Annotated in this window: 24 protein-coding genes and 1 tRNA gene; 2 read left to right on the top strand and 23 right to left on the bottom strand. The window is 69.7% G+C overall.

Annotated features, from left to right (window positions below; translation table 11 throughout):
* Window positions 1-54 precede the first annotated feature (54 nt).
* From ACBY01_RS08510 to ACBY01_RS08430, 17 genes are all read right to left on the bottom strand, one after another.
* Complete coding sequence (locus ACBY01_RS08510) at window positions 55-2,787, bottom strand: TonB-dependent receptor (RefSeq protein ID WP_416460374.1); 2,733 nt, start codon at window positions 2,785-2,787, stop codon at window positions 55-57.
* A gap of 375 nt (window positions 2,788-3,162) precedes the next feature.
* Window positions 3,163-4,545 carry a TolC family protein gene (locus tag ACBY01_RS08505; protein ID WP_416460373.1) on the bottom strand — a complete coding sequence of 461 codons (1,383 nt, stop codon included), beginning with the start codon at window positions 4,543-4,545 and terminating at the stop codon, window positions 3,163-3,165.
* On the bottom strand, window positions 4,542-7,655 hold the full coding sequence (locus tag ACBY01_RS08500) for an efflux RND transporter permease subunit (protein WP_416460372.1): 3,114 nt from the start codon (window positions 7,653-7,655) through the stop codon (window positions 4,542-4,544). Before ACBY01_RS08500 ends, ACBY01_RS08505 begins: the two co-directional genes overlap by 4 nt.
* The gene (locus ACBY01_RS08495; protein WP_416460371.1) at window positions 7,652-8,716 is read right to left on the bottom strand and encodes an efflux RND transporter periplasmic adaptor subunit; all 1,065 of its coding nucleotides are present in this window, start codon (window positions 8,714-8,716) and stop codon (window positions 7,652-7,654) included. The genes ACBY01_RS08500 and ACBY01_RS08495 overlap by 4 nt, the downstream gene beginning before the upstream one ends.
* Window positions 8,717-8,978: 262 nt before the next feature.
* Window positions 8,979-11,792: a TonB-dependent receptor gene (locus ACBY01_RS08490; RefSeq protein WP_416460370.1), complete on the bottom strand. Its 2,814-nt coding sequence runs from the start codon at window positions 11,790-11,792 to the stop codon at window positions 8,979-8,981.
* A 260-nt stretch (window positions 11,793-12,052) separates the two neighbouring features.
* Window positions 12,053-12,128, bottom strand: a tRNA-Phe gene (locus ACBY01_RS08485).
* 31 nt (window positions 12,129-12,159) lie between these two features.
* Window positions 12,160-12,360 carry a DNA gyrase inhibitor YacG gene (locus ACBY01_RS08480; protein ID WP_416460369.1) on the bottom strand — a complete coding sequence of 67 codons (201 nt, stop codon included), beginning with the start codon at window positions 12,358-12,360 and terminating at the stop codon, window positions 12,160-12,162.
* Window positions 12,338-13,321 carry a ribonuclease gene (locus tag ACBY01_RS08475; protein WP_416460368.1) on the bottom strand — a complete coding sequence of 328 codons (984 nt, stop codon included), beginning with the start codon at window positions 13,319-13,321 and terminating at the stop codon, window positions 12,338-12,340. Before ACBY01_RS08475 ends, ACBY01_RS08480 begins: the two co-directional genes overlap by 23 nt.
* A 3-nt stretch (window positions 13,322-13,324) precedes the next feature.
* Window positions 13,325-13,894, bottom strand: a complete 570-nt coding sequence (locus ACBY01_RS08470; RefSeq protein WP_416460416.1) for a Maf family protein — start codon at window positions 13,892-13,894, stop codon at window positions 13,325-13,327.
* A 17-nt stretch (window positions 13,895-13,911) separates the two neighbouring features.
* A complete protein-coding gene (gene infA / locus ACBY01_RS08465) occupies window positions 13,912-14,130 on the bottom strand; it encodes a translation initiation factor IF-1 (protein ID WP_003049127.1) in 219 nt (72 codons plus the stop codon).
* A 159-nt stretch (window positions 14,131-14,289) separates the two neighbouring features.
* A complete protein-coding gene (locus tag ACBY01_RS08460) occupies window positions 14,290-16,452 on the bottom strand; it encodes a sodium-translocating pyrophosphatase (protein WP_416460367.1) in 2,163 nt (720 codons plus the stop codon).
* A 103-nt stretch (window positions 16,453-16,555) separates the two neighbouring features.
* Window positions 16,556-17,473 carry a thiamine-phosphate kinase gene (gene thiL, locus ACBY01_RS08455; RefSeq protein WP_416460366.1) on the bottom strand — a complete coding sequence of 306 codons (918 nt, stop codon included), beginning with the start codon at window positions 17,471-17,473 and terminating at the stop codon, window positions 16,556-16,558.
* A gap of 31 nt (window positions 17,474-17,504) precedes the next feature.
* Window positions 17,505-18,011 (bottom strand): transcription antitermination factor NusB, encoded by a 507-nt coding sequence (gene nusB, locus ACBY01_RS08450; protein WP_416460365.1) that lies wholly within the window; start codon window positions 18,009-18,011, stop codon window positions 17,505-17,507.
* A gap of 49 nt (window positions 18,012-18,060) precedes the next feature.
* Window positions 18,061-19,347 (bottom strand): histidinol dehydrogenase, encoded by a 1,287-nt coding sequence (gene hisD, locus ACBY01_RS08445; protein ID WP_416460364.1) that lies wholly within the window; start codon window positions 19,345-19,347, stop codon window positions 18,061-18,063.
* Window positions 19,341-20,021 carry an ATP phosphoribosyltransferase gene (gene hisG / locus ACBY01_RS08440; protein WP_416460363.1) on the bottom strand — a complete coding sequence of 227 codons (681 nt, stop codon included), beginning with the start codon at window positions 20,019-20,021 and terminating at the stop codon, window positions 19,341-19,343. Before hisG ends, hisD begins: the two co-directional genes overlap by 7 nt.
* Window positions 20,022-20,132: 111 nt before the next feature.
* Window positions 20,133-20,840 carry a glutathione S-transferase gene (locus ACBY01_RS08435; protein ID WP_416460362.1) on the bottom strand — a complete coding sequence of 236 codons (708 nt, stop codon included), beginning with the start codon at window positions 20,838-20,840 and terminating at the stop codon, window positions 20,133-20,135.
* The gene (locus ACBY01_RS08430; protein ID WP_416460361.1) at window positions 20,840-21,130 is read right to left on the bottom strand and encodes a BolA family protein; all 291 of its coding nucleotides are present in this window, start codon (window positions 21,128-21,130) and stop codon (window positions 20,840-20,842) included. The genes ACBY01_RS08435 and ACBY01_RS08430 overlap by 1 nt, the downstream gene beginning before the upstream one ends.
* A 35-nt stretch (window positions 21,131-21,165) precedes the next feature.
* Between ACBY01_RS08430 and ACBY01_RS08425 the strand changes: the two genes are divergently transcribed.
* Window positions 21,166-21,774, top strand: a complete 609-nt coding sequence (locus ACBY01_RS08425; protein ID WP_416460360.1) for a J domain-containing protein — start codon at window positions 21,166-21,168, stop codon at window positions 21,772-21,774.
* 148 nt (window positions 21,775-21,922) lie between these two features.
* Here ACBY01_RS08425 and ACBY01_RS08420 read toward each other — a convergent pair whose 3' ends face one another.
* The 6 genes from ACBY01_RS08420 to ACBY01_RS08395 form a co-directional block, all read right to left on the bottom strand.
* Window positions 21,923-22,393: an SRPBCC domain-containing protein gene (locus ACBY01_RS08420; RefSeq protein WP_416460359.1), complete on the bottom strand. Its 471-nt coding sequence runs from the start codon at window positions 22,391-22,393 to the stop codon at window positions 21,923-21,925.
* A 2-nt stretch (window positions 22,394-22,395) separates the two neighbouring features.
* A complete protein-coding gene (locus ACBY01_RS08415) occupies window positions 22,396-22,884 on the bottom strand; it encodes a VOC family protein (protein ID WP_416460358.1) in 489 nt (162 codons plus the stop codon).
* Window positions 22,881-23,663: a VOC family protein gene (locus ACBY01_RS08410; protein WP_416460357.1), complete on the bottom strand. Its 783-nt coding sequence runs from the start codon at window positions 23,661-23,663 to the stop codon at window positions 22,881-22,883. The genes ACBY01_RS08415 and ACBY01_RS08410 overlap by 4 nt, the downstream gene beginning before the upstream one ends.
* Before the next feature lie 66 nt (window positions 23,664-23,729).
* The gene (locus tag ACBY01_RS08405; protein ID WP_416460356.1) at window positions 23,730-24,428 is read right to left on the bottom strand and encodes a glutathione S-transferase family protein; all 699 of its coding nucleotides are present in this window, start codon (window positions 24,426-24,428) and stop codon (window positions 23,730-23,732) included.
* Window positions 24,425-24,628 carry a DUF4287 domain-containing protein gene (locus ACBY01_RS08400; protein WP_416460355.1) on the bottom strand — a complete coding sequence of 68 codons (204 nt, stop codon included), beginning with the start codon at window positions 24,626-24,628 and terminating at the stop codon, window positions 24,425-24,427. The genes ACBY01_RS08405 and ACBY01_RS08400 overlap by 4 nt, the downstream gene beginning before the upstream one ends.
* 1 nt (window position 24,629) lies before the next feature.
* On the bottom strand, window positions 24,630-25,052 hold the full coding sequence (locus ACBY01_RS08395) for a VOC family protein (RefSeq protein ID WP_416460354.1): 423 nt from the start codon (window positions 25,050-25,052) through the stop codon (window positions 24,630-24,632).
* Window positions 25,053-25,139: 87 nt separating this feature from the next.
* On the opposite strand from ACBY01_RS08395, the gene ACBY01_RS08390 reads away from it, so the two are divergent.
* Window positions 25,140-25,802, top strand: coding sequence for a winged helix-turn-helix transcriptional regulator (locus ACBY01_RS08390; RefSeq protein ID WP_416460353.1), 663 nt, complete (start codon window positions 25,140-25,142; stop codon window positions 25,800-25,802).
* Window positions 25,803-25,854: the final 52 nt, after the last annotated feature.

Genomic DNA, 25,854 nt, shown 5'->3' with positions numbered 1-25,854 from the left:
CCACGCATGCGCGTCGACGACCGGCCGGAGAGATCCGGCCGGTCGTTTCCGTCGTCAGAACCGGAAGCGCACGCCCAACGAATAGACGCGGTCGTTGTAGATGAACTGGCGTGCATATTCGTCGCCTGCGTCGCCGAAGCGACGATAGCGGCGGATGGGATTGGCCAGGAGGTTGTTGACGTCGAACGCCAAGGTCACGTTGGGGATCGGCGACACCGTCGCGGACATGTCCAGCGTTCCGCGACCGCGCTCCAGCGTGGCGTTGGTCAACGCCTGACCGGCCGCGTTCGTGTCCTGAGCCTCGATCGAGTAGCCGGTGACGAACTCCGACCGGTAATTATAGGCGAGACGCGCGGAGAACGTCGGACGTTCGTACAGCGCGACCAGGTTGTAGATCCAGTCCGACGTGCCGCCGAACGGCAGGCTCTGGCCTGCGACGTTGACGGAGTCGGCGATCGAACCCGCCAGGGGACCGGAGGCGTCCAGGTAGGTGACGTTGGCCTGGACGCCGAAGCTCCGCGCCCAGGTCGGCAGTGCTTCGATGTCGAGGAAGCTCGTGAACGCGACCTCGAAACCTTGGAAGCGGGTTTCGCTGATGTTCTCCGGCCGAGTCACCCGGATCAGGCCATAGGTCGGATCCTCGATGTTGGTCGGGATGCGGGCGATGAAGCCCTTTGCGTCGCGGCGGAACAGCGAGCCTGTCAGCGATCCGGACCGCGAGAAATACCATTCGAGGCCGATGTCGTAGTTGTTGGACGTCAGCGGGACGAGGTCCGGGTTGCCGCCGGTCGCGGTGCGCAGATTGCTGTTCGGGTTGTTGGGATTGGGCGGGTTGTTGGGGTCGACGACAGGCGGTGCATTGACGGTCAGCCCGGGGTTGAGGTCGAAGAAGCCGGGGCGTGTCCGCGTCTGCGTATAGGCAAGCCGCATCTGCAGTTCGGGCGTGAAGCGGATGCGCGCGCTGGCATTCGGCAGATAGTCGTCGTACTCGCGCGCTACCGACACGGGGGTATCCACCGCCGGCTGCCCTGCAACCGCCGTCACGCGATCGAACCCGCTCACCCTGGTCTTGGTGCGGACCGCGCGCAGACCGACCACGCCGTCGATCGACATCGTGTCGTTGAGGTCGATCTGGTATTTGGCCTGTGCGTAGATCGCGTAGGCCTTTTCGTTGGCGCGGAAGTTCTCCGTCGGGCTGAACGCCGGCAGTCCTTCCGGCGCACCGTGGAACGCACGCAGTTCCGCCACATTGTCGCGGATGGCGTCGTAGGTCAGGCCGGCGAAGGTGCGGATCGGAAAGACGTTGTCGAAGTCGAAGGCGGATGGCGAAGGGGAGAACTGCACCGGGAGCGCGGTGACCGGGATCCGCAGCGTCGTGAGAGGAACGCCGCCGATCGAGTTGATGTACGGCGCGCCGCGATCGCGGCTGGCGTCGCGATCGTTGTAGCGTATGCCTAGCTGCAGACGGCGAATGAGCCCTTCCTCGAACTCGTACTGGGCGTCCAGCCGGCTCTGAATGTCCTTCCCGCTGACCAGCAGCCGCTCCTGGAAGAGGCCGCGGTCGATGTAGTTCGCCGGGTTGGTCAGATCGTAGTTCGGCAGGTTCCAGGTCGGTCCGTCACCGTCCGACGTGCCGAACACGACGTTTCGAACCGGCGTGGTCGCGAGCGCGAAATCGATGTTCGTGGCCTGAACCTCGAAGGTGCTGTCGGTGTAGGCGACGTCACCCGAGAGGCGGAAGCTTCCCGGGCTCCAGATGAAGCCGGCGCCCCCCTGGTAGGTGTCGGTCTTTCCCATGCCCGCACGCCAGTTGCCGTTGGGCACGCTGCCCCCGGTGACGGTGGCGCTCTCGATGAGATTCGTGGAGCCCTCGCGCAGCGTCACGTCGGTAAGCTGCAAACCGGCGCCGAAGATCGGGAAGAACATGTACCGATCGTTGCTGTGCGATCGATAGCCCTGGAAAAGCCCGTCGGCGTAGATTTCCAGATCGCTCGACGGCCGCCACTGAAAGGCGGCGTTCGCGGACGGCCGCCAGCGTTCGGCGTAGGCGAGGAACATGCCCTGCGCATCCGGATAGCGCAAGCCAGCAGCCTGGCCCGGCGTCTGCGCCGCCGTCGACCGTGGCAGCACAACCGACTGCTCCCGCGTGGCATCGAGGTAGTTCAGCCCGACATAGGAGACGTTGACGAGCAGACCCATCTCTCCGATGCCGGTTTTCCAGCGATCGCTCACCAGGATGTTGCCGTTCCACGTCGTGCCACCCGACTGTTCCCAGGCGACGCCGTTCAGCGACCCCGACAGCTGGAAGCCCTTGAAGTCGAACGGCCGACGACCGCGCACGTTCACCTGGCCGCCGATCCCCCCTTCGATGAGGTTGGCGGTGGAAGACTTGTAGACCTCCAGCGCGGCGACGCTGCCGGCCGGAAAGTCCTGAATCGCGACCGAACGGCCCTCGGCGGTGAAAATCTCGCGCCCGTTGTAGGTGGTGCTGAGATCGGGAAGGCCCCGGACGCGCACGCCGGTCGCTTCGCCTGCGCCGCGGGTCACCGTGATGCCGCTGACGCGCGCCAAGGCCGCCGAAGCGAAGGTGTCGGGAAGCTTGCCGATATCCTCGGCAACGATGGCGTCTACGATGCCGTCCGAATTGCGCTTGATCGACGCTGCCGACTCGAGACTGCGGCGCAGGCCGGTCACGACGATTTCGCCGTCGTCCGCGCCGCCGGCCTGCTGCTCGGCGTCGGCTGGCAATACCGGACTTGCCGACTGATCGGACGCGGTCGTCGGCATCGGCGCCTGTTGAGCTAGCGGGTCGCTCTCATCCGATCCGCGCTGCGAGGTGTCTGCCTCTTGCAACGGCGCGGATGCCGCTATCGAAGTTGGTTGGACCGCACCCTGTGCCGGTGCAGTGAACAGGATCGTCCCGGTGCCGAGACACGTCGTCAGAAACAGACGCTGCCGCTTCATAAGCTCCCCTCCCTTTTACGCCGATGGCTTTCCATTCGGCTTGCAGACGCTACGGCCTATCGTGAAAGGGTGCAATCAAATTGTCAGATCAATACCACCGCCATCATGACTCCCGTTTAGACGCTGAGCTGGCGGGCGACTGAGAGCGTCGGCACGTGGAAGGAATCTCAGCGGTCAGGGATCGGGGTTTGCTGCCGATCAGATCCGATCGGTCGGTGCGCCGATCGCGGCGTACAGGTCGATGACGGAGGCGGCGATCGCGGCGTCGCTGTCGATCAGCGACTGGCGGCTGCCGATCAGCTGCCGCTGGGCGTCCAGCACGTCGAACAGCGAGGTCAGGCCCTCGCGGTACAGCGCGTTGGACTGGACGAAGGCCGCCTCGCTCTGGCGGATGGCGTCGCGCAGCCGCGCCGAGCGGTCGGAGTAGCTGGCGATCGCGACGAGCGCGTTCTCGACGTCGCGGAGTGCTTCGAGGACGGTCTGCTGATACTCGCGGAAACGCGCGTCCGCCTCTGCGCGCGCGGCTGCGATCTCGGCGCGCCGTCGTCCGCCGTCGAGGATCGGCACGTCGAGGATCACGCCGATCGCGCCGAACACGTCGCCGATCAGCCCGGCGGCGAGGCGATCGCCGGCGGACAGCGTGCCCGACAGGGCCAGGGCGGGCAGCAGGTCCGCCTGTTCCGCGCCGACCAGCGCCGCGGCCTCCGCGAGGTTGGCCTCGGCGACGAGGATGTCGGGGCGACGGCGCAGCAGGTCGGCGGGAATCCCGGTCGGTGCGCCACCGGCGAAGCGCGGGATGACGGGCTTGTCCGCCACTTCTGGTAGCGGCTGCGGCGTCTCGCCGAGCAGCACCGACAGGGCGCGAACCGCCTGCGCGCGCTGGAGCAGCAGGACGCCGCGCTGCGCCTCCGTCTGCGCCAGATCGGCGGCGGCGCGACGCACGTCCAGGTTCGCCGACAAGCCCGCCTCGAAGCGCAGCTCGACGATGCGCAACGTACGCTCCTGAAGATCGGTCGACTCTTCCAGCAGGGCGAGGCGCGCTTCCGAGCGGCGAATCTCGATGACCTGCTGCGCCACCGTCGCCGCCACCAGCCGGCGCGTATCGGCGACCACATAGTCGCTCGCCCGCGCGCGCGCCGCCGCTGCCGCGATCTCCCGCGACAGGCGGCCGTTGAGGTCCGGGTTGAACAGGACGCCGCCGCTTCCGGTACCGCCGAGCACGGAGCCGCCGCCGGTGTCGCCGCTCGCCTCCAGGCCGCCCTGCAGGTCGAGCGCGGGACGGCGGTCGGACCTCTCGGCCAGCACCGCCGCACGCGCGGCCGCCAGCCGGTCCCGCGCGGCGCTGAGCGTCAGATTGCCGGCCAGCGCCCGCTCGACGGCGGCGTTCAGTTCGGGATCGCCGAAGCCCTCCCACCAGACGTCCGTGCCGCCGACGGGCGGGCGGTAGTCGGTGAGATAGGCCGGCGCCAGCGCGGGAACCGCACCCGGCGGCGCATAGTCCGGTCCGGCCGCGCAGCCGGCGAGCAGCGCGGCGGACGCCAGCAGGGCGAGCGAAGGCCGCAGGATCGATCGACCGCTCACGCCGGCTCGGCCTCGGCCGCGGCGTCCAGCTCGCGGTTCAGCCGCGACAGGTCGGCGGTGCGCGGTTTCCCCCAATGCGCGATCACCGAATAGAGCACCGGCGTCAGGAACAGCGTGAACAGGCTGGCGAGGCCGAGGCCGCCGAAGATCACCCAGCCGATCGACTCGCGCGCCTCCGCGCCTGCGCCGGTGGCGAGGATCAGCGGCACCGCGCCGACCACGGTCGAGATCAGCGTCATCATGATCGGCCGGAGGCGCAGGGTGGCGGCTTCCTCGGTCGCCTCGCGCACCGACTTGCCCTCGTTGCGCAACTGGTCGGCGAACTCGACGATCAGAATGCCGTTCTTCGCCATCAGCCCGATCAGCATGACGAGGCCGATCTGCGAATAGATGTTGAGCGAGATGCCCGACAGGAACAGCGACAGCACCGCCGCCGCCAGGGCGAACGGCACGGTGAGCAGCACGACCAGCGCGCTGGTGAAGCTCTCGAACTGGGCGATCAGCACCAGGAAGACGATGAACAGCGCGAAGGCGAAGGTGAGGAGCAGCGCGTTGGAGGTCTCCTCCAGCGTCTCCGCCTCCCCGCGCAGGATCAGCTCCGACGTGTCGCCGCCCGTCTCGTCGACCAGGCGGCGGATCTCCGTCACCGCCTCGCCGATCGTGCCCGAGGTGATGTCGGCGCTCAGTTCGATGGCGCGGCGCTGGGCGACGCGTTCCAGCTCGGTTGCCACGCCTTCCTCGCGGATCGAGGTGATGGTGGACAGCGGCACCAGCGCGCCTGCGGTCGTGCGCACATAGAGGTTGCTGAGGTCCGACGGGCTAGTGATCGCGGTGGTGCGCGAGGTGAGCAGGATCGGCAGTGCGCGGTCGGCGACGTTGAGGTCGACCACCTCCTCGCCGCCCACCATCGCGCGCAGGGTCAGCGAGAGCTGTTCGAGGTCCACGCCCAGCGCGGCGGCGCGGCGACGGTCGACCTGCAAGGCGATCTGCGGCTGGGTAGGCTTGTACGAGATGTCGGGGTTCTCCAGCATGTCCGATCGATCGATCGCGTCGGCCAGCTTGCGGGCGCGCGCGTAGATCTCGTCATAGTCGGTGCCGGTCAGCGCCACCTCGATCCGGTCGCCGCCACCGCCGCCCACGTTGAGCGTGCCGCGGCCATAGGCGCCGGCACGCGAGCCGGGGATGCGGCCGAGCGGCTCGCGAAGCGCGTCGACGATCTCGCTCTGCGTCCGCTCGCGCTCTCCCCAGTCGGCGAGCCGCGCGGTCACCTGGACGCGGTTGGGGTCCCACTGGCCGACGACGGAGAAGGTGGACTGGATCTCGCCGGAGCGTTCCAGCGGCGCCAGCACTCGCTCGACCGCGTCGAGCTGCCGGTCCATGAAGGCGATGCCGACGCCGTCGGGGCCGACGGCATAGACCTCCGCCACGCCGCGGTCGCCCTCGGGCACCACCTCGTTGCGCAGGCTCGGGTACAGCAGCCCCGCGGCGACGGCCGCGACGACGGAGGCGAGAACGACCAGCCGCGGATGGTCGAGCGACCAGCGCATGCCCTTGGCATAGCGGTCGTTCAGCGACTGGCCGAACCGGGCCAGCCGCCCCTCGGACGCTTCCTCGCCCGCGTCTTCGACGGGGGTGGCGGTCGCGAGGTGCAGCTTGGCCGACAGCGCCGGCACCAGCGACAGGGCGACGAAGGCCGAGATCGCGACCGAGAGCGCCAGGACGAAGCCGAATTCGCGGAACAGACGCCCCACTTCGGAAGACAGGAACGAGATCGGGACGAAGACCGAGATCAGCACCGCCGTCGTCGCGATCACCGCGAAGAACACCTGGCGCGTGCCCAGCACCGCCGCCGCCTTGCGCCCCAGGCCCTCGTTCTGCAGCCGCTGTGCATTCTCCAGCACGACGATCGCGTCGTCGACGATCAGCCCGGTGGCGAGCACCAGCGCCAGGAGCGTCAGCAGGTTGATCGAGAAGCCCGCCAGCCAGATTCCCGCGAACACACCGGTGAGCGCGATGGGGATGGTGGTGGCCGGGATGATCGTGGCGCGCCACGAGCGGAAGAACAGCAGGATCGTGCCGATCACCACCAGGATGGTGAAGCCCAGCGTGATCAGCACCTCCTCCACCGACACGCGGATGAACTCGGCATCGTCGGAGATGACGGTCATCGACACGTCGGGGAAGCGGCGGTTCACCCGCTCCACCGCCGCTGCGATCGCGTCCGAGATCTGGATGGTGTTGGAGCCGGCCTGGCGGATGACGCCCAGGCCGATGATCGGCCGTCCGTTCAGCCGGACGAAGCTGGTCGCATCTGCCGGCGCGAGGTAGACCTCCGCGACGTCGCTGATGTGGGTGGTGCCGCGCACGATGAGGTCGCGGACCAGCGCTGGTGTGGCGGCGGTGGCCTGGGCGCGCACGACCAGTTCCTGCGCCTCCGAGCGGAAGTTGCCGGCGGGCACGTCGAACGGCGCCTGCCGCAGCGCGTCGGCGACATCGCCGACCGTCAGGCCGAAGCGGTTGAGACGCGCCGGATCGACGGCGACGCGCATCTGCTGCGGTCGCGCGCCGAACTGGCTGATGCTCGCGACCCCCTCTGCCGAGAGCAGTTCGGGCAGGATGTCGTTGTCGATCAGCGTGGTCAGCTCGGCCTGATCGTAGCGCCGGCTGGAGACGGCAAGCTGGAGGATGGCCTGGGCGTCCTCGTCGGCCTTGACCACGCGCACCTGCTCGACGCGATCGGGCAGGTTGCCTGTGACGCGGCTCACCGCCTCACGCACGTCGGAGGCGGCGGTGTCGAGGTCGACGCCGGGCGCAAACTCGACCCGCACCCGGCTGTTGTTCTCCTCGCTCGACGACCGGATGCGACGCACGCCGCTGACGCGGGCGGCGGCATCCTCCAGCACGCTCGTCACTTCGGAATCGATGGTCTGGGGCGACGCGCCGGGATAGTTCGCGTTGACCGACACCACCGGGCGGTCGATGTTCGGCAACTCGCGGATCTCCACGCCGAACAGCGCCGCCAGCCCCGCGACGACGATCAGCAGGTTGAGCACCGAGATCAGCAGCGGTCGTTTGACCGCCACCATCGCCAGATCGTCGCGCTGCTTCACGGCGTCGCGCGTGTCGGCGCGGGCTGGCGGACGGTGGCGCGCTGCGGCTCCGGCCGGGCGGGGGCTACCACTTGGACCTGTTGTCCCTGGCGCACCTTCTGCGTGCCTTCGACGATGATGCGTTCGTCGGGACGCAGCGCGCCCGACACCAGCACCATGCCCTCGCGCCGGGCGGCGATGGTGACCGGCACCTGCCGCGCCACGCCATCGCGGATCGTCCACAGATAGGATCCGTCGCTGCCCCATACGACTGCGCTCTCGGGCACCGCGGGGCGAGATCGCCCGGCGGCGGCGAAGTTGGCGCGGAAGCTCATTCCGGGGCGGAAGGCGTCGTCGGGATTGGCGATCACGCTGCGGACGGTGAAGTTGCGGGTTTCCTCCGCCACCGAACTGTCGACCGCCTGCACGCGCGCCTCGATCGTCCGACTAGGATCGGCATAGGGCACCAGCTCGACGGTGGCGCCGCGATCGAGCCGATCGAACACGGCCTCCGGCGCAGGAAAGTCGACGAACAGGCTGGAACGATCGTCGATCGTGCCGATCAGCGTCGTCGGGGTGATGCGGTCGCCGCGGTCGATCTGCGGAATGCCCATGTGGCCGGCGAACGGCGCCCGCACCGTGCGGTCGGCAAGCGCCACCTGCGCCTGCTCCAGTTCGATGCGCGCGGACTGGAGCGCCGTCTCGCCCGCCTCGATCTGGCTGGCGGACAGGGCGCCGGTATCCTCGATCCGGTGATAGCGGCCGAGCAACTGCTCCGCCTCCGCCACCGAAACCTGCGCCAGGCGGACCGCCAGTCGCTCGCGCCGATCGTCCAGCCGCACCAGCGGGGCGCCCTTGGCCACGCGTTCCCCGGCCGTGAACTCGACCGCGGAGACCAGCCCGGCCGCTTCGGGATAGAGCTGGGCCGAGACGATCGCCCGGGCAGAGCCGACCGCCTCGAGCCGGGCACGCTCGCTCAGCATGTCGAGCTTTTGCGCGACCACGCGGACCGGCGGCTCGGCAGCCTCCGGCTCCTGCTCCGTGCCGCATGCCGACAGCATGAGGAGGGCGATCAGCGCCATCCAGGTCAGTCTGTTCCCATACATCCGACCCACCTTACCGGTTCTTGCGGCAAAACAAACGCGCTGCAGGCCTAACGATCGGAAAAGGGCCGAATATTCGGTGTAGAGGCGGATGGCATGCTCGTGGGTTTCCTGCCGCCCATGATGGCACACCCCGAGCTCTGTGCTCGGCGGAGCGACGATTGGCCGTCCCGAACGCGCGGGGGGCGCGGTTCGATGAACCACGCCCCCCGCTTGTCTCGGTGGTTGATAAGGGCGCCGCTCAGAAGCGGAAGCGGATCCCGAGCGAATAGGCGCGCTCCAGGTAGAAGACCTGGCGCGTGTAGGCGTCGCCTACGTCGTTGTATTCGCGGGTGCGCCGGATCGGGTTTCCGAGCAGGTTGATGATGTCGAAGGCAATGGTGACATTCTCGATCGGGGTAACCGAAGACGAGAAGTCCAGCTGTCCACGGCCGCGCTCCATGACGGCATGCACCGTCGGGTCCAACGGCTCGATGCTGTAGTAGGAGACGAACTTGGAGCGGTAGTTGTAGGCGAGGCGTGCGGAAAACTGCTTGCGCTCGTAGAGGCCGACCAGATTGTAGGCCCAGCGCGATACGCCAGGGAACGCCGCCTGATTATCATCCCGCGTGGCGGCGAAGTTCGGCAGGAGATCGCCCTTGGCATCGATGTAGGTGCCGTTGGCCTGGACGCCGAAACCCTTGGCCCAGTCCGGCAGCCCTTCGAAGTCGAGGAAGCTGGTGAAGGTGACTTCCGCCCCCTGCAGCCGCGTCTTGCCGAGGTTGACCGGACGCGCGATGCGCAGGCCGTCGACCGAGCGATCGTCGACCGTCGCCAGGAAGCCTTCGGCATCGTGGCGGAAGATCGCCGCGGTGAACGATCCGGTGCGCGAGAAATAATATTCCAGGCTGGCGTCGTAATTGTCCGAGGTCAGCGGCTTCAGGTTCGGGTTGCCCGCCGATCCGCCGCGGCGCAGGCGCTCGACGCAGGTCGCCGTCGTGGGATCTTGGCGGCAGAGATCATCGGGCGCGAGCACGACCGGCTGCCCCAGCGACAGGTTGGGACGGAGATCGAAGAAGTTCGGCTGGGTGCGGGTCTGGGTATAGGCGAGACGAAGCTGCAGCTCGTCCGTCAGGCCGACGCGGGCGCTCGCGTTGGGCAGATAGTCGGTATACTCGTTGCCCGCGCTGATAGCGGGGTACGAGATGATCTCGCTATTGTCCGGATTGAGGCCCTCCACGACCCGCGAGAATCCGTCGATCTTCGTCTTGGTCTTCACGGCTCGCAGGCCCACGACGCCGTCGATGACGGTCGAGCCGAGGTCGAAGCCGTATTTCACCTGGGCGTAGGCGGCGTAGGATTTCTCGTTCGCGCGGAAGTTTTCGGCCGGGTTGAAGGCCGGCACCCCTTCGGGTGCACCAAAGAAGCTGCGCAGGTCGACGATCGAGGCGCGGATGCTGTCGCGCGTGGGCGCGGCGAAGAAGACGTTCGGCTGCACCCGGTCATAGGTGAAGCCCGGAAGCATCGTCCGGATGTCCAGCCCCGGCAGCGAGTTCAGCGGGACCCTAGCGGGCTCGTTGTTGATGTAGAGATTTCCGAGGTCGCGCCCGGCCTTGCGGTTGGAGTAGCGGACGCCGACGTCCACCCGCTTCAGAAAGCCGAGGTCGAGATCGTAGGACAGGTCGGCGCGCGTCTGCCAGTCCTTGCCGGACACGACCAGACGCTCCTGCCACAGGCCGCGGCTGATGTAGTTGGCCGGATCGGTGATGTCGAAATCGACGAAGGTCTGGGTCGGCCCGCCGTTGGAGCCCGCCTCGAACTGCACGTCGCGAACCGGCGAGCTCGCCATCGCATAGTCGACGTTGATGACGCTCGTGCTGTACTGGCTGTCGGTATAGGCAACGTCGGCGGACAGGCGCAGCCGGTCCTTCGTCCAGATCGCGCCGGCGCCGGCCTGATAGGTATCGGTCTTGCCGTTGAACGAGCCGGTATAGCCGTCCGGTCGCGATGCGCCCGTCACCGTCGCACGCCCGACCTGGTTGGTGCCGGGGATCGTTTCGACGTTCGTGAGCGTAAGATCCCCGAAGATGGGGATGAACATCCAGCGGTTATAGTCCTTGGAGCGGTAGCCCTGGTACAGCCCGTCGGCGTAGATTTCGAGCTCCGACGTCGGCTTCCACTGGAAGGCGGCATTGGCGGATGGGCGATAACGGTCGCCATAGCCCAGGAAGTTGCCCTGCGCGTCGGGGAAGCGGAGGCCGGCAGGCGCACCCGGTGCCCGGTTCGAGATGGTGCCGTCCGGATTGGTGACGTTGGTGGAGGCGATGACCAGCGACTGCTCGCGCGTCGAATCGAGGAAGTTGATGCCCACATAGGAGGCGTTCACCAGCACGCCCATCTCGCCGATGCCGGTGTCCCAGCGATTGCTGATCAACAGGTTGCCGTTGGGGACGATGTTTTCGGACTGCTGCGACAGCACGCCGTTAAGCGAGCCGGACAGCTCGAACCCCTTGAAATCGAACGGCTTGCGTCCGCGTACGTTGATCGCGCCGGCGATGCCGCCTTCGATCTGGGGGGCGAGGCCCGACTTGTATACCTCCAGCGCCGCGACCGTTCCGGCGGGGAAGTCCTGGATGGCGACGTACCGGCCCTCTGCCGTGAAGATCTGACGGCCGTTGTACGTGGTGGTGAGGTTGGGCAAGCCGCGAACGGTAACGCCGGCGGCCTCGCCGCCGCCGCGGGTGACGTTCACGCCCGCGACGCGCTGCAGGGCGGAAGACGCAAAGGTGTCGGGCAGCTTGCCGATATCCTCGGCCACGATAGCATCGACGATGCCTTCGGAGTTGCGCTTGATCGCGGCGGCGGTCGCCAGGCTGCGGCGCAGTCCGGTGACGACGATCGCGTCCCCATCGCCCTGCGTCGGCTCGGCGATGGTCGCCTGATCGGCGGCAGGTGTGCCGGTCTCGACGGTTTCGCCTGCCGGCGGAACCTGCACGTCCTGCGCCCAGGCGCTGGTCCCGCCCATGAGCAGTGCGAACGCAGACGTGGTGACGCACAGGCGCCTTGCGTGATTCATTGCATCCTCCCCTAAGTCCCTGTCGAACACGGCGGATTTTCTCCACTCGTATTGTTCAGACATTACAGCGCCGACTGCCGCCGTTACGCAAGTGGCGCGATGCAATTTTTGGTGGAGAAGCCGGACTGTGGCCGGCGGGCAACATGCCGGCCGTCGCACCGTTAGCACGACGTGCACGCCACTCCGTCAGTCGGGCGCGGATACGCAATGCACCAGCCGGGGCCGGCGACTGATCAGCGATTTGTCGGAGTGTTGTGAGATGGTGCCCAGGGACGGGATCGAACCGCCGACACTGCGATTTTCAGTCGCATGCTCTACCAACTGAGCTACCTGGGCATTCCGTCCGGAACCGGTCGGAGCGCGCCTGTTAGTCGGCACTTTCCCCGCTGTCCAGCCCGTCCCGCGAAATTTGTGTGTCGGACGCGTGCGGACCGGGGAGGCGATAGCCTTCGCCGAGCCAGGCGAGCAGGTCGCGGTCGCGGCAGCCCTGGCTGCAGAAGGGAGCGTGCGCGGCGACGGCGGGGGCATCGCACAGCGGGCAGAGGTTACGGGAAGCGCGCTTGGACATGGCCGGCGGATATGGCGAGGCCGGGTTCCGCCCGCAAGGCGACGGGCGCGCCGACGCGCTGTTCGAGCTCGGCGAGCCAGCCGGGACGATCGGCGAGCCAGGCGACCAGGGCGGGGTGGGCGGTCAGCGTACGCTCGCCGGCGCCGCCGGTGCGCTCGGCGCGGCGCAGCAGCGCGCGCGCGTGCGCCGCGACGGGATCGTGCGCGTAGAGCTCGGGGATTGAGACGCGGGCGCGGCGGCGGACGATCTGGACGAAGCCGAAGCCGTTGACCGCGGTGCGCTCGAACGGCTGGGGCAGCGCCGCGTCGATCGCGGCGGCGGCGGCCTGGCGCGCGCCCTTGTCTCCCGCGTCGGGCAGGTCGATGCCGATCGAGCCCCCCATGTCGAGGCGCCGCACCGCGCGCGCCGCCGCAGCGGCGCCGGCGACCGCGAGCGTGGCCGGGGCAAGCTCGCCGTCGACGTCGATCAGCGTCATCGCCGGGGTGAGCGACAGGGTGAGCGCGCCTTGCGCGAACGTGACTTGGCCGGTGACCGCCTCCTCGAGCAGCATCGACCAGCCGACCGCCTCCAGTAAATCGGCGTGGAAGCGGCCGAGCAGCGTCGCATCGGGCAGGCGGGCGAGCAGGTCGGGGCCGTTGCCGGGCACCGCGCCGTCGGCGGCGGGGCGGGCGCGGGCGCGCTTGGGCTTGCCGGGCTCGGGAAGCGACGGGCGGGTGATCTCGACCAGCAGCGTGCCGCCCTCGGGCAGCGCGCGGGGCAGGGGGGCGAGCATCGCCTCGCCGCCGTCCCAGGCGACGATCCCCTCGTTGCGCTGGGGCAGGCGCTTGACGAGCCGCGCGGCGAGCACGGTGCCGGCGCGCAGGCCGTCGTCGGGCTCGATGCAGGCTTCGAGGATGGTGTCGCCGTCGACCAGCGCGGCGCGGGTCTCGCCGATCCCGCGCTCGACGATCCAGCGCGGCATGGCTCAGGCGAAGCGGTAGCCGCTGGCTTCCAGCAGCGCGCGCGTCTCGAACACGGGCAGGCCGACGACGCCCGAATGGCTGCCAGAGAGGTGACGGACAAACGCCTCGGCCAGGCCCTGGATGGCGTAGCCGCCGGCCTTGCCCATGCCCTCACCGGAGGCCACGTAGCGGTCGATCTCGGCGTCGCTCAGCCGCTTGAAGGCGACGACGGTGTCGGAGTGGCGGACGCGAGCGCGTCCTTCGCCATCGACGACGCAGACGCCCGAATAGCAGTGGTGGCGACGGCCGGAGAGCAGCGCGAGCATGCGGCGCAGATCGGCCTCGTCCTCCGGCTTGCCGAGGATGCGGCGGCCGACCGCGACGGTGGTGTCGCCGGCGAGCACGATCTCGCCCGCTTCGCGCGACACGGCGAGCGCCTTTTCACGGGCGAGCCGGACGACATAGGCGCGCGGGCTTTCGTCCTTGCGCGGCGTCTCGTCGATGTCGGGGGCGGCGAGCCGGTCGGGCGACGCGCCGATACGGGCAAGCAGGTCCTGCCGGCGCGGCGAACTGGACGCCAGCACCAGGCGCAGCGTCTGCGCAGCCCCGCTCACTTGAAGCGGTAGGTGATGCGGCCCTTGGTGAGGTCGTACGGAGTCAGCTCGACGAGCACCTCGTCGCCGACCAGCACGCGGATGCGGTTCTTGCGCATCTTGCCCGCGGTGTGGCCGAGGATCTCGTGGTCGTTCTCGAGCCGGACGCGGAACATGGCGTTGGGCAGAAGCTCCACCACCTGACCGCGCATTTCCAGAAGTTCTTCTTTAGCCAAAAAATCCTCGCAGGGCTGAAAAGTCGCGGTGCCTTACTCCCGGCGCCGCAAAAAGGAAAGCCGGGCGCGGTTCCGACACGGACCGCCGCACGCCGGCAGGCGCGGATATGGGGAGGATGTTGCCCGAAGTCCACGCATGCGGGACTTCGGGCGGGTCGATCACGCCCCGGCGAGGGCCGAGAGCAGCAGCAGCGCGACGATGTTGGTGATCTTGATCATCGGATTGACCGCGGGACCGGCGGTGTCCTTGTACGGATCGCCGACGGTGTCGCCGGTGACAGCGGCCATGTGCGCCTCCGAACCCTTGCCGCCATAGTTTCCGTCCTCGATGTATTTCTTGGCATTGTCCCAGGCGCCGCCGCCCGACGTCATCGAGATGGCGACGAACAGTCCGGAGACGATCACGCCGAGCAGCATCGCGCCGAGTGCCGCGAAGCCCTGCGCCTGGCCTGCGACCGCGGCGACCAGGAAGTAGACGACGATCGGCGACAATACCGGCAGCAGCGAGGGGACGATCATCTCGCGGATCGCGGCGCGGGTGACGATGTCGACGGTGTGGGCGTAGTTGGGGCGGCTGGTGCCGGCCATGATGCCCGGATCGTCGCGGAACTGGCGGCGGACGTCCTCCACCACCGATCCCGCCGCGCGGCCGACGGCGGTCATGCCGAACGCGCCGAACAGATAGGGGAGCAACGCGCCGAGCAGCAGCCCGACGATGACGTAGGGGTTGGACAGCGAGAAATCGACCGCAAGATCGGGGAAGAAGCGGTTGAGGTCGGTGGTGTAGGCGCCGAACAGCACGAGGGCGGCCAGCGCGGCCGAGCCGATCGCATAGCCCTTGGTCACCGCCTTGGTGGTGTTGCCGACCGCGTCGAGCGCATCGGTGCGCTGGCGGACGTCGTCGGACAGCCCGGCCATCTCGGCGATGCCGCCTGCATTGTCGGTGACGGGGCCATAGGCGTCGAGCGCGACGACCATGCCGGCGAGCGCCAGCAGCGCGGTCGCGGCGAAGGCGACGCCGATGATCCCGGCGAGCTGGTAGGAGGCGACCACCGCGACGACGATCACCAGCGTCGGCAGCGCGGTGGATTCCAGCCCGATCGCCAGCCCCTGGATGACGTTGGTGCCGTGGCCGGTCGCCGAGGCGCGGGCGATCGAGCGCACCGGACGATAGCGGGTGCCGGTGTAATATTCGGTGATCCACACCAGGAGCGCGGTGACGCCCAGCCCGATCATCATGCACCAGAACAGGTCCATGCCGGTGAAGTGGGTGCCGGGCGTCGCCGCGCTGCCCAGCGCCGCCTCGACCGTCAGCGCGTCGTCGGCGGGGTCGAGGAAGCCGGCGCCGCCGATCACCGTGTTCAGGTCGCCCAGCGTCCAGCGACAGGCGCCGTAGATCAGCGGCACCGCGAGGAGCACCGTCGTCCAGAACCCCTTGTAGAGTGCGCCCATGATCGACTCGCCGCGGCCGAGCCGGACCATGTAGGTGCCGGCGATCGAGGCGAGGATGCACACGCCGCCCACCGCCAGCGGCAGCGCCATCAGCGCGAGCAGCTCGGCCGAGGACGCCTGCACCAGCAGCGCGATCGACACCATCGTCAGGCCGAGGGTGACGACATAGGTCTCGAACAGGTCGGCGGCCATGCCCGCGCAGTCGCCGACGTTGTCGCCGACGTTGTCGGCGATCACCGCCGGGTTGCGGGGATCGTCTTCCGGGATGCCGGCCTCGACCTTGCCGACCAGGTCGGCGCCGACATCGGCCGCCTTGGTGAAGATGCCGCCGCCCAGCCGCGCGAAAATCGAGATCAGCGACGCGCCGAACGCCAGCGCGGTGAGCGCCTCGACCACCTCGCGATCGTTGGGGGCGTGGCCGGCGACCGCGACGAGGTACCAGAACACCCCGGCGATCGCGAGCAGGCCGAGCCCGGCGACCAGCATCCCGGTGATCGCGCCCGAACGGAAGGCGAGGGTGAGCCCGCCCTGCAGCGAGCGGCGCGCGGCTTCCGCGGTGCGGACGTTGGCGCGGACCGAGATCGTCATGCCGACATACCCTGCCGCACCCGACAGCAGCGCGCCGAGCACGAAGCCGCCCGCCGACAGCAGCCCCAGCGTGGGGACGAGCAGCACCGCGACGACCACGCCGACCAGCGCCACCGCACGATACTGGCGGCCGAGATAGGCGCCGGCGCCTTCCTGGATGGCGGCGGCGATCGCCTGCATGCGGACATCGCCGGGCGACGCGCGCAGCACCTGGCTGCCGGTGAACAGACCGTAGAGTACGGCGAGCACGCCGCAGAGCATGGCAACATAGACGATCGTCATACGCCCCTCCTTGTCAGAAGGCCGCCCGGCTGTCTGGTGTCGGGTCTAACCCTCGGCCGCGACCATATGCTGATGCGCGGGCAGCACAAGCCCGCGCGGACGCTCAGCGGCCGTGATGCTCGAAGCCGAGCCGCGCGGGCAGCGGCACGGGCGCGCCGTCGTCGGCAAGCGCTAAGCCGGGTGTCGCCACGAACCGCCCGACGCATGTCGCGGCCACCGGCGGGGCGGTGCCGGTCGGCAATGCGAACAGCAGTTCGTAGTCGTCGCCGGCGGTGGCGGCGGCGAGCCGGGCCGCGTGGCTGTCGCCGTCGTGGCGGCGCAGTTCGGCGGAGAGCGGCACGTCGGCGAGGTCGATCGCGACGCCGATCCCGCTCGCCGCGGCCATGCGCGCGGCGTCGAGCAGCAGCCCGTCGGACACGTCCATCATCGCATGCACCACCGGCGCGAGCGCGCGGCCTTCGGCAAGCCGCGGGGTGGGGCGGCGATAGCGGTCGAGCAGCGCGTCCGGTCCCTCGTCGCCACGGGCGATGGCAAGGCCGGCGCCGGCATCGCCGATCGTGCCGGTCACCCACAGCGCGTCGCCGACCTGCGCACCGTCGCGGGCGGGGGCGACGGCGCTGTGGCCGAGTGCGGTCAGCGACAGGAAGCGCGGCGCGCCGGCCGGCTGGCGCACCGTGTCGCCGCCCAGCAGGCAGCAGCCGAAGCGGTCGAGCGCGACGCCCAGCCCGGCGAGGAAGGCGCGATCCCAGCCGTCGTCGCCGAGCGGATAGCCGAGCAGGACGCCTGCCGGCGCGGCCCCCTTGGCGGCGAGGTCGGAGAGGTTGGTGGCGAGCAGCTTCCACGCGACGTCGCCGGCGGGGTCGTCGGGCAGGAAGTGGACGCCCTCGACCAGCAGGTCGGTGGTCAGCACGGTCGCCGGCACGGTGCCGGCGGGCATCACCGCGGCGTCGTCGGCCAGCAGCCGTGCGGCGGGATGGAGCGGGAGCGCGCGCAGCGCCGCGAGGAAATCGGCCTCGGTCATCGCCCCGCTCTGCCCCAAGCGGGGCGGCGCGTCACGCCCTCGGCGGTGCGGCCGGTGCGTCGGCTGCGGACGAACCGCCGCGCACGGTCTTGGCGACCGCGTCGAGCAGCCCGTTGACGAAGCCCTTCTCGCGCCGGTCGTAGAAGGCGTCGGCGACGTCGACATATTCGCTGATGACGGCGGCGGCGGGGACGTCGACGCGCGCGATCAGCTCGTAGGTGCCGGCGCGCAGGATCTGGCGCATCGGCTTGTCGAGCCGGTCGAGCGACCAGCCTTCGGAAAGCCTGGCGGCAACGGCGCGGTCGATCTCCTCGCGCCGCGCGTCGACGCCGCGGACGAGGTCGTCGAAGAAGGCGATGTCGGCCTCGGCATATTCGACGCCCTCGATCGTCGCGCCCAGCCGGTGCTGGTGGAACTCGTGGAGCAGCGCCGGGATCGGGGTGCCCTCCATCTCGTGCTGGTAGAGCGCCTGGACGGCGGCGAGGCGCGCGGCGGCGCGGGCCTGGCGGATCGCGCGGGGGCGGGGCGTGGTGGTCATGGCAACAGGTCCGTTGGCGGGCGGCGCATCGCTGCGCGCGCCATGAGGGTCAGGAAAGGCGGATCGCGACCGAGCGGGCGTGGGCGGGAAGCCCCTCCGCCTCGGCCAGCGTCACCGCCGCGGGGCCGATCCGGCCGAGCGCGGCGGCGTCGAGCCCCAGGAAGCTGGTGCGCTTCATATAGTCGAGCACCGACAACCCGGAGGCGAAGCGCGCGCGCCGCCCGGTCGGCAGCACGTGGTTGGGGCCGGCGACGTAATCGCCCACCGCCTCGGGCGTGTGGCGGCCGAGGAAGACGGAGCCGGCGTTGCGCACCCGGTCAAACAGCGGCTGCGGATCATCGACCGCGAGCTCGAGATGCTCGGGTGCGAGCCGGTCGACCAGCGGCATCGCCTGATCGAGGCGTTCGACCAGCACGATCGCGCCGTTGGCGTCCCAGCTGTCGCGCGCGACCGCCTTGGTGGCAAGCGTGCCGATCTGGCGGTCGACCGCGTCGGCGACGGCGTCGGCGAACAGCGCGTCGTCGGTGAACAGGATCGACTGGCTGGTGGGGTCGTGCTCGGCCTGGCTGAGCAGGTCGGCGGCGATCCATTCGGGATCGTTGGCGCCGTCCGCGACGACGACGATCTCGGACGGGCCGGCGACCATGTCGATGCCGACGACACCGTAGAGCTGGCGCTTGGCCTCCGCCACCCAGGCGTTGCCGGGGCCGGTGACGACGTCGACCGGCTTGATCCGGCCGGTTCCATAGGCGAGCGCGGCGATCGCCTGCGCACCGCCGACGCGCCACACCTCGTCCACGCCGGCGAGCGCGGCGGCGGCGAGCACCAGCGGGTTGGTCTCGCCGTCCGGGGTCGGCGTCACCATCACCAGCCGCTCGACGCCGGCGACCTTGGCGGGCACCGCGTTCATCAGCACCGAGGAGGGATAGGCCGCGCGGCCGCCCGGCACATAGACGCCGGCCGCCTCGACCGCGCGCCAGCGGGCACCGAGCCGGACGCCCGCCTCGTCGACGTGGTCGCTGTCGGTCGGGCGCTGCTTGGCATGATAGGCGACGATGCGGTCGTGGGCGAGTTCGAGCGCCTGGCGCAGCTCGGGCGACAGCCCTTCGAGCGCGGCGACGCATTCGGCCTGCTCGATGCGCCAGCCGGTCTGTTCCGGATCGTGGCGGTCGAAGCGGCGGGTGAAGGCGCCGAGCGCGGCATCGCCCTCGTCGCGCACGGCGGCCAGGATCGCCCGCACGTCGCGCGCGACGTCGGCATCAGCCTCGCGCCGCGCATCGACCAGTTCGGCGAAGGCGCGATCGAAATCGGGATCGCTGGCGTCGAGCCTCAGCATGCGGCGGCTTCCTTCGGCTGGGGACGCGCGCCGACCGCGCGGCGGAACTTGTCGACCAGCGGAACCACGTCGGCGCGGGTCTTGAACGCGGCGCGGTTGGCGACTAGGCGCGAGCTCACCTCGGCGATCACCTCCACCTCGACGAGCCCGTTCTCCTTGAGCGTGCGACCCGAGGAGACCAGGTCGACGATGCGCGGCGCGAGGCCCAGCACGGGGGCGAGCTCCATCGCGCCGTTCAGCTTGACGCATTCGGCCTGGACGCCGCGGCGCGCGAAATGCGCGCGGGTGACGTGCGGATATTTGGTGGCGACGCGGACGTGGCTCCAGCCGCGCGGATCGTCGTGCTCGGCCATCCCGACCGGCTCGGCTACCGAGATGCGGCAATGGCCGATGCCCAGGTCGACCGGCGCGTAGAGCTCCGAATATTCGAACTCGGCGAGCACGTCCGACCCGACGATGCCGAGCTGGGCGGCGCCGTGCGCGACGAAGGTCGCGACGTCGAACGCGCGCACGCGGATCAGGTCGACCGCGGGCGTGTTGGTGCGGAAGCGCAGCGCGCGGCTGCCCTCGTCCGAAAAGGCGGGTTCGGGCACGATGCCGACGGCCGCGAGCAGCGGCAGCGCCTCTTCGAGGATGCGCCCCTTGGGGACGGCGAGGATGAGCGGATCGGTCATGAGCGGCGCGGCTTTACTTGGCGCGTGGCGCAGGCGCAACACGCGCGCCTGCGTGGCGTTCGGGGAGGCGCGTGGCGGCGCATTTCCGCCGCCGCTACCGGCCGACCCCGCTCACGCGCCGTCGAGTTCGGGATAGTGGCGGAAGATGCCGTCCTCGTTGAACGGAATGCGTCGCTCGCTCGCGAGATAGGCGGCGACGCCCGGCAGCGCCTTCACCCGGTGGCAGATGCCGATCAGCGCGGGATAGTCGCCCTTGATCGCGGCCATGCGCTTGGGGAACATGTAGCGCAGCCCCTCGACCAGCTGGAACAGCGACGTGTCGCCGTAGGTCCAGCGATCGTCGATCAGCCAGTCGCCCGGATTCGCCGCGGCCGCGCGCTCGAAATAGCCGAGGAACTTGGGCATCCGCTCGGCGCGGAACTGCTTGGCAGCGCGCGCCGCCTCGGCCTTCTGCTCGTGGTAATAGGCGCCGACCGCGACCGGATGATGGACGTTGTGCGCTTCCGCAACCATGTCGGCGACGGTCAGCTGGATCTCGTGCAGCCACAGTCGGTCGGCGAGCCCCGACGGGGCGAGGTCATGGCGCTCACCCAGATAGAGCAGGATATTGGCGGTCTGCGCGATCACTGTCCCGTCGCATTCCAGATAGGGCGGGGCGAACGGCGGGCGTGGGCGGTCGCTCCCCAGGTCGGCGACCAGCGCTTCGGCACCGTCGTCGCGCGCGCGGTCGCGATAGGCGATCCCGGCGGCTTCCAGCGCGAGCCGGACGAACTCGCCGCGACCCTGGATGCTCGGCCAGTACCAGAGCGTATAGTCCATCAGCTCTCTTCTCCCGGGGCACGGGCGCGGATCGCCAGCGCGTGGACGCGTTCGACGAGCAGGTCCGAAAGGGCCCGGTTCACCAGCCGCTGCCGCTCAACGCGCGAGCGGCCGACGAAGGCCCCGCTCTCGATGATGACCGTGAAATGCGATTCGCCGGTGCCGTTGTCGCCGCTGTGGCCGGCGTGGCGCCCGCTGTCGTTGACGACCTCCAGATGGGTGGGCTCGAGCGCTTCGGTGAGGCGGGCGGCGATTTCGGACGCGACGGGGCCGGTGGCGGTGTTGTGCATCGCGCCTATATACGGCGTTTGCACGAGGGAGTCGCGTGGCGCGCGAGAAGATCGGGAAGGACCGGCCGAACACGAGGTTCCACGGCCGGGTGGAAAGTGGACGCCCCTGCGAGGCGCCGGGCTGCGCGGAGGCGGGCGAGTTCCGCGCGCCGCCGCTGGAGGGTGCGCCGCAGAACGGCGACCGGCCGAGTAGCTATCGCTGGTTCTGCCTGGAGCATGTCCGTGCCTTCAACGCCGGCTATAACTTCTTCGCAGGCATGACCGCGGAGGAGATCCACGACGCGCAGCGGCCGATGGCCGGCTGGGAGCGGGAGACGCGCGCCTTCACCGGCGCGGGCACCGACCGCGGTCCGCGTTGGGCCGACTTCGCCGATCCGCTCGACGCAATCGGCGCGAAGTTCAAGGCGAGCGTGCGTGCGGAGCGCAAGGACGGTCGGCCGCTGACGCCCGGCGATCGCTCGGCGCTCAAGGCGCTGGGGCTGGAGGTCGACGCCGACCGCCACGCGCTGCGCAAGCGCTACAGCGAGCTGGTGCGCCGCTATCATCCGGACCGCAACGGTGGCGACCGCAGCCACGAGGCCGCGCTGCAGAAGGTGATCGCGGCGTACCAGCAGCTCAAGGGCTCGCCTGCGTTCGCGGGCTGAGCGGGCAAGCGACAAAGTCCTCTTCTTCCGTTCCCCCGGCGGAGGCCGGGGCCCAGTCGGGAAGGCCGCGGAGGGAGGTGCGCTACTGCACCCAATCGTAACTGGGCCCCGGCCTTCGCCGGGGAACGGTTGCGCTGGGAGAACGGTTTTATGCCACCTCCGACGCCACGATCCGCTGCGCCACCGCCTCCAGCTGCTTGGCCACCGCCCGCCAGCCCTCGTCGAAGCCGAAGCTTGCGTGCCTGTCGCGGTCTTCGGCGCTCCAGTGGCGTGCCTCGCCGCGGTAGCGGGTGCGGTTTCCGTCTGGCTCGAACTCGAACACGCCGACGAACGCGAACGGCTCCTCTTGATGCGGCCAGAAGCCTTCGGCGAGCGCGTTGGTGAACACGACGCGACGTTCGGGCACCACCTCCAGGAAGACGCTCTCGCCGCGGTGGCGGTCGCCTTCGGGTTCGATCATGATCGCCACGAACTTGCCGCCGGCATGCAGGTCGAGCGTCTCGACCTCGGTCCGCCAGGGCAGGGGGCACCACCATTCGGCGAGGTGATCGCGCCATGCTCGCCACACGGCGGCGACGGGTGCGTCGATGACATAGTCGATCGCGAGCGTGTGGCGCATCGTCAACCTCCGTTGCGTGCCGCTTCGATCGCGGCGATGTCGATCTTCACCATGCCCATCATGGCCTGCATCGCGCGTGCGGCGGCGGCCGGGTCGGGGTCGGCAAGCGCGTCGGTGAGTTGGCGGGGTACGATCTGCCACGACACGCCCCAGCGGTCGCGGCACCAGCTGCACGCCACCTCGGCACCGCCGTCGGCGATCAGCGCGGCCCAGATGCGGTCGGTCTCGGCCTGATCCTCGGTGAAGATCTGGAACGAGGCCGCATCGCTGTGCGGGTGGCCGGGGCCGCCGTTGAGCGCCACGAACGCCATGCCCCGGATGGTGAACTCGACCGTCAGCACGTCGTCGGCCTTGCCTGCCGGATAGTCGACCGGGCTGCGCCGGACCGCGGTGATGCGGCTGTCGGGGAAAGTCGCGGCGTAGAAGCGCGCGGCGTCCGCGGCGCGGCCGTCGTACCACAGGCAGGCGGCGATGCCGGGTGCCGCGCTCATCGCTGTGTCCGGGTGCCGGAGACGACGCCGAACAGCGCGCCGTGGGGATCGATCGCGACGATGATCCGCTCGTCGCCGGGCACGTCCATCGGCCCCATCGCCACGGTACCGCCGCCGCTGCGCACCTGCTCGGCGGCTGCCGCAACGTCGGGCGCGCGGAAATAGAATTGCCAGCCGGTGACGGGCGACTCCGCCGGCCGCTGCATGATCGCGCCGATCGTCTCGCCGCCCGACTCCACAAATATATAGTCGCCGGCCTCTCCCATCGACATGCGGTCGGGGTAGGTCCAGCCGAACATCTCGGCGTAGAAGTCGAGCGCACCGGCCTGATCGGGGGTGGTCAGCTCGTTCCAGCCGCACTTGCCCTGGCCGTTCACCTCCCAGGCGCGGCTCGCCTCGTCGCTTTCGCCGCGCATCACATAGAAGGGAATGCCCTGCGGGTCGGCGACCATCGCGAAGCGGCCGACGCCCTCGATCGTCTGCGGCGGCACATGGATGCTGCCGCCGGCCTGATCGATCCGGGCGGCGGTCGCGTCGACGTCGTCGACGCCCAGGTAGAACAGCCAGCCGGGCTCGGCGCCCTTGCCCTTCAACTCGGGCGTGAGCCGCATCACCCCGCCGACCTCGCCGTTCCCGGCGTCGATCAGCCGATAGTCCATCTCCGCCGACATCGGCCCGCCGACCCGCCAGCCGATCGCCGCCTCGTAGAAGCGGGCGGCGGCATCGGGGTCGGGGGTGGTCAGCTCGTACCAGATCGGGAAGCCGTGCGGATTGCGCATGTCGCTGCTCCTATGCGTCGAGGATCGGGAGAAAACCGCTGCGGACGATACGCGGGCCGTCCACGCTCATGCCGCCGCGCCCTGCGCCTGCTTCTCCAGCCATGCCGCGAAGCCGGGCGGCGGGCTGCCGGTGAAGCCCTGCATCTGCGCGTCGAGCGCGCGCCGGAACGCGGGCCTCGCGGTGCCGCGGTCGACGTAGGCCGCGAGCGTCGGATGCGCCTCGACCAAGCCGCTGTCCCGCAACTGGCGCAGCACCCCGACCATCATCAGGTCGCCCGCCGAGAAGCTGCCGTCGAGCCACTCGGCGTCGGCCAGCCGCGCGGCGAGGTCGCCCAGCCGCTCCTCGATCCGCGCGACCACCGCCGGCATGCGCGGCTGCGACCAGGGCTGGTCGCGCTCGAGCACCGCGGCGACGCCATAGTCGGTGATCGGCGGCTCGACGGTGTTGAGCGCGGCGAACATCCACTCGATCGCGCGGGCGCGCCCGGACGGATCGTCGGGCAGCAGCCCGGCGTGGGTCCGGGCGATGTGGAGCACGATCGCGCCGGATTCGAACAGCACCAGATCGCCCTGCTGATAGGTCGGCACCTGGCCGAACGGCTGCTGCGCGCGATGCGCGGGCGCCTTCTGGCTGCCCTGCGACAGGTAGCGGACGTCATAGGATCGGCCGACCTCTTCGAGCGCCCAGCGCACCTGCAGGTCGCGCACCAGCCCCTTGGCGAAGTCGGGCACCCAGTCGTAGGCGGTGATGACGGGCCGGGTCATGCGTCGCCCTCCCGCTTGGTGCCCTTCAGCAGCGCGTAGATCGCCATCGCATGGCCGTGGCCGAGCCCATAGTCGCTCTTGAGCCAGTCGGTGATCCGGGTCGCCTTCACCCCCGGCGCGATGCCGCCGTCGGCGGTGAAGCCGGCCGGAGTCTTGCCGGTGGTGCGTTCGATCGTGTCGAGATAGGCCTGGAACGACATGTCACGCCTCCTCCGGCTGCGCGGCGGGCGCGGCCGCGACATCCATCGTGAACGGGCCCCAGCCGTGGCCGTCGGGATCTTCGAAGGCGCGGCTGTACATGAACCCTAAGTCCTCCGGATCGTGGAGTTCGCGCCCCCCGGCAGTGAGCGCGGCCTGGGTGATCGCGTCGACATCCGCGCGACTATCAAACCCGAGCGCCAGCAGCGCGCCGCTGTGCGTCTTTGCGTCGAGGATCTTCTTGTCGGTGAAGGTGGCGTAGAAGGCGTTGTCGAGCAGCATCACGTAGATGGCATCGGTCCAGCGCATCGCCCACGCCTGCTCGTTGGAGAAGTCCGGGTTCTTCTCGAAGCCGATCGCTTCGTAGAAGGCGGTCGACCGCGCCACGTCGGCCACCGGCAGGTTCACGAAGATATCGCGTGCCATGTTCGAACCCTCTCCCGACTCGATGTTTGACCAGCATGCCCGCCGTACTTATCTTTGGCAACTATGGAGTCACAAAAAATAACTAAGGTGGAAAAGCGCTGGTATGATGATGCCTGCGGTGCCGCGTTGGGGATGGAATTCGTCGGCGAACGCTGGGCGCTGCTGATCATGCGCGAGCTGCTGCTGGGGCCGCGGCGCTTCGGCGAGCTGCGCGCCGGGCTGCCGGGGCTGAGCGCCAATATCCTGACCCAGCGGCTCGCCTCGCTCGAAGCGTCGGGCATCGTCCGGCGCTACAAGCTGCCGTCGCCCGCCAACGTCCAGGTCTATGAGCTCACCGCCTGGGGGCGGGAGAGCGAGCCGGTCATCCTGGCACTCGCGCGCTGGGCGCTGCGCTCGCCGACGCACGACCCGAGCCTGCCGTTCTCGGCGGTGTCGCTGCTGCTGTCGCTGCGGATGCTGCTGGTGCCCGGGCGGGTGGGGGCGTGGCGGGTCGCGGTCGGCATTCGCGTCGGCGAGGAGACGTTCGTCGCGCGGCTCGGCGACGGCGAGCTGCGGGTCGCGCGGGGAAGCGTCGAGGGCGCCGACACGGTGTTGAGCGGCGGCGCCTCTGCGTTCCTGCCGGTGGTCTACGGCGGCATGCCGCTGGCCGCGGCGGAGGCGGCGGGGATGCTGCGCGTCGAGGGGAACCGGGCGGCGGCCGAGCGGTTCGTCACTCTCTTCGCTCTGCCGGACAAGGTGGCCGTTGAGTAACCGGGCCCGTTGCGCCTAAAGCGTGCCCGAGCCCCGCGGGCACGAAAGGCTT

Source organism: Sphingomonas mangrovi (assembly GCF_047975845.1).
Taxonomy (GTDB): Bacteria; Pseudomonadota; Alphaproteobacteria; order Sphingomonadales; family Sphingomonadaceae; genus Sphingomonas.
Note: the sequence above shows the minus strand (reverse complement) of the source record. Positions and strands in the feature narration are given on the sequence as shown.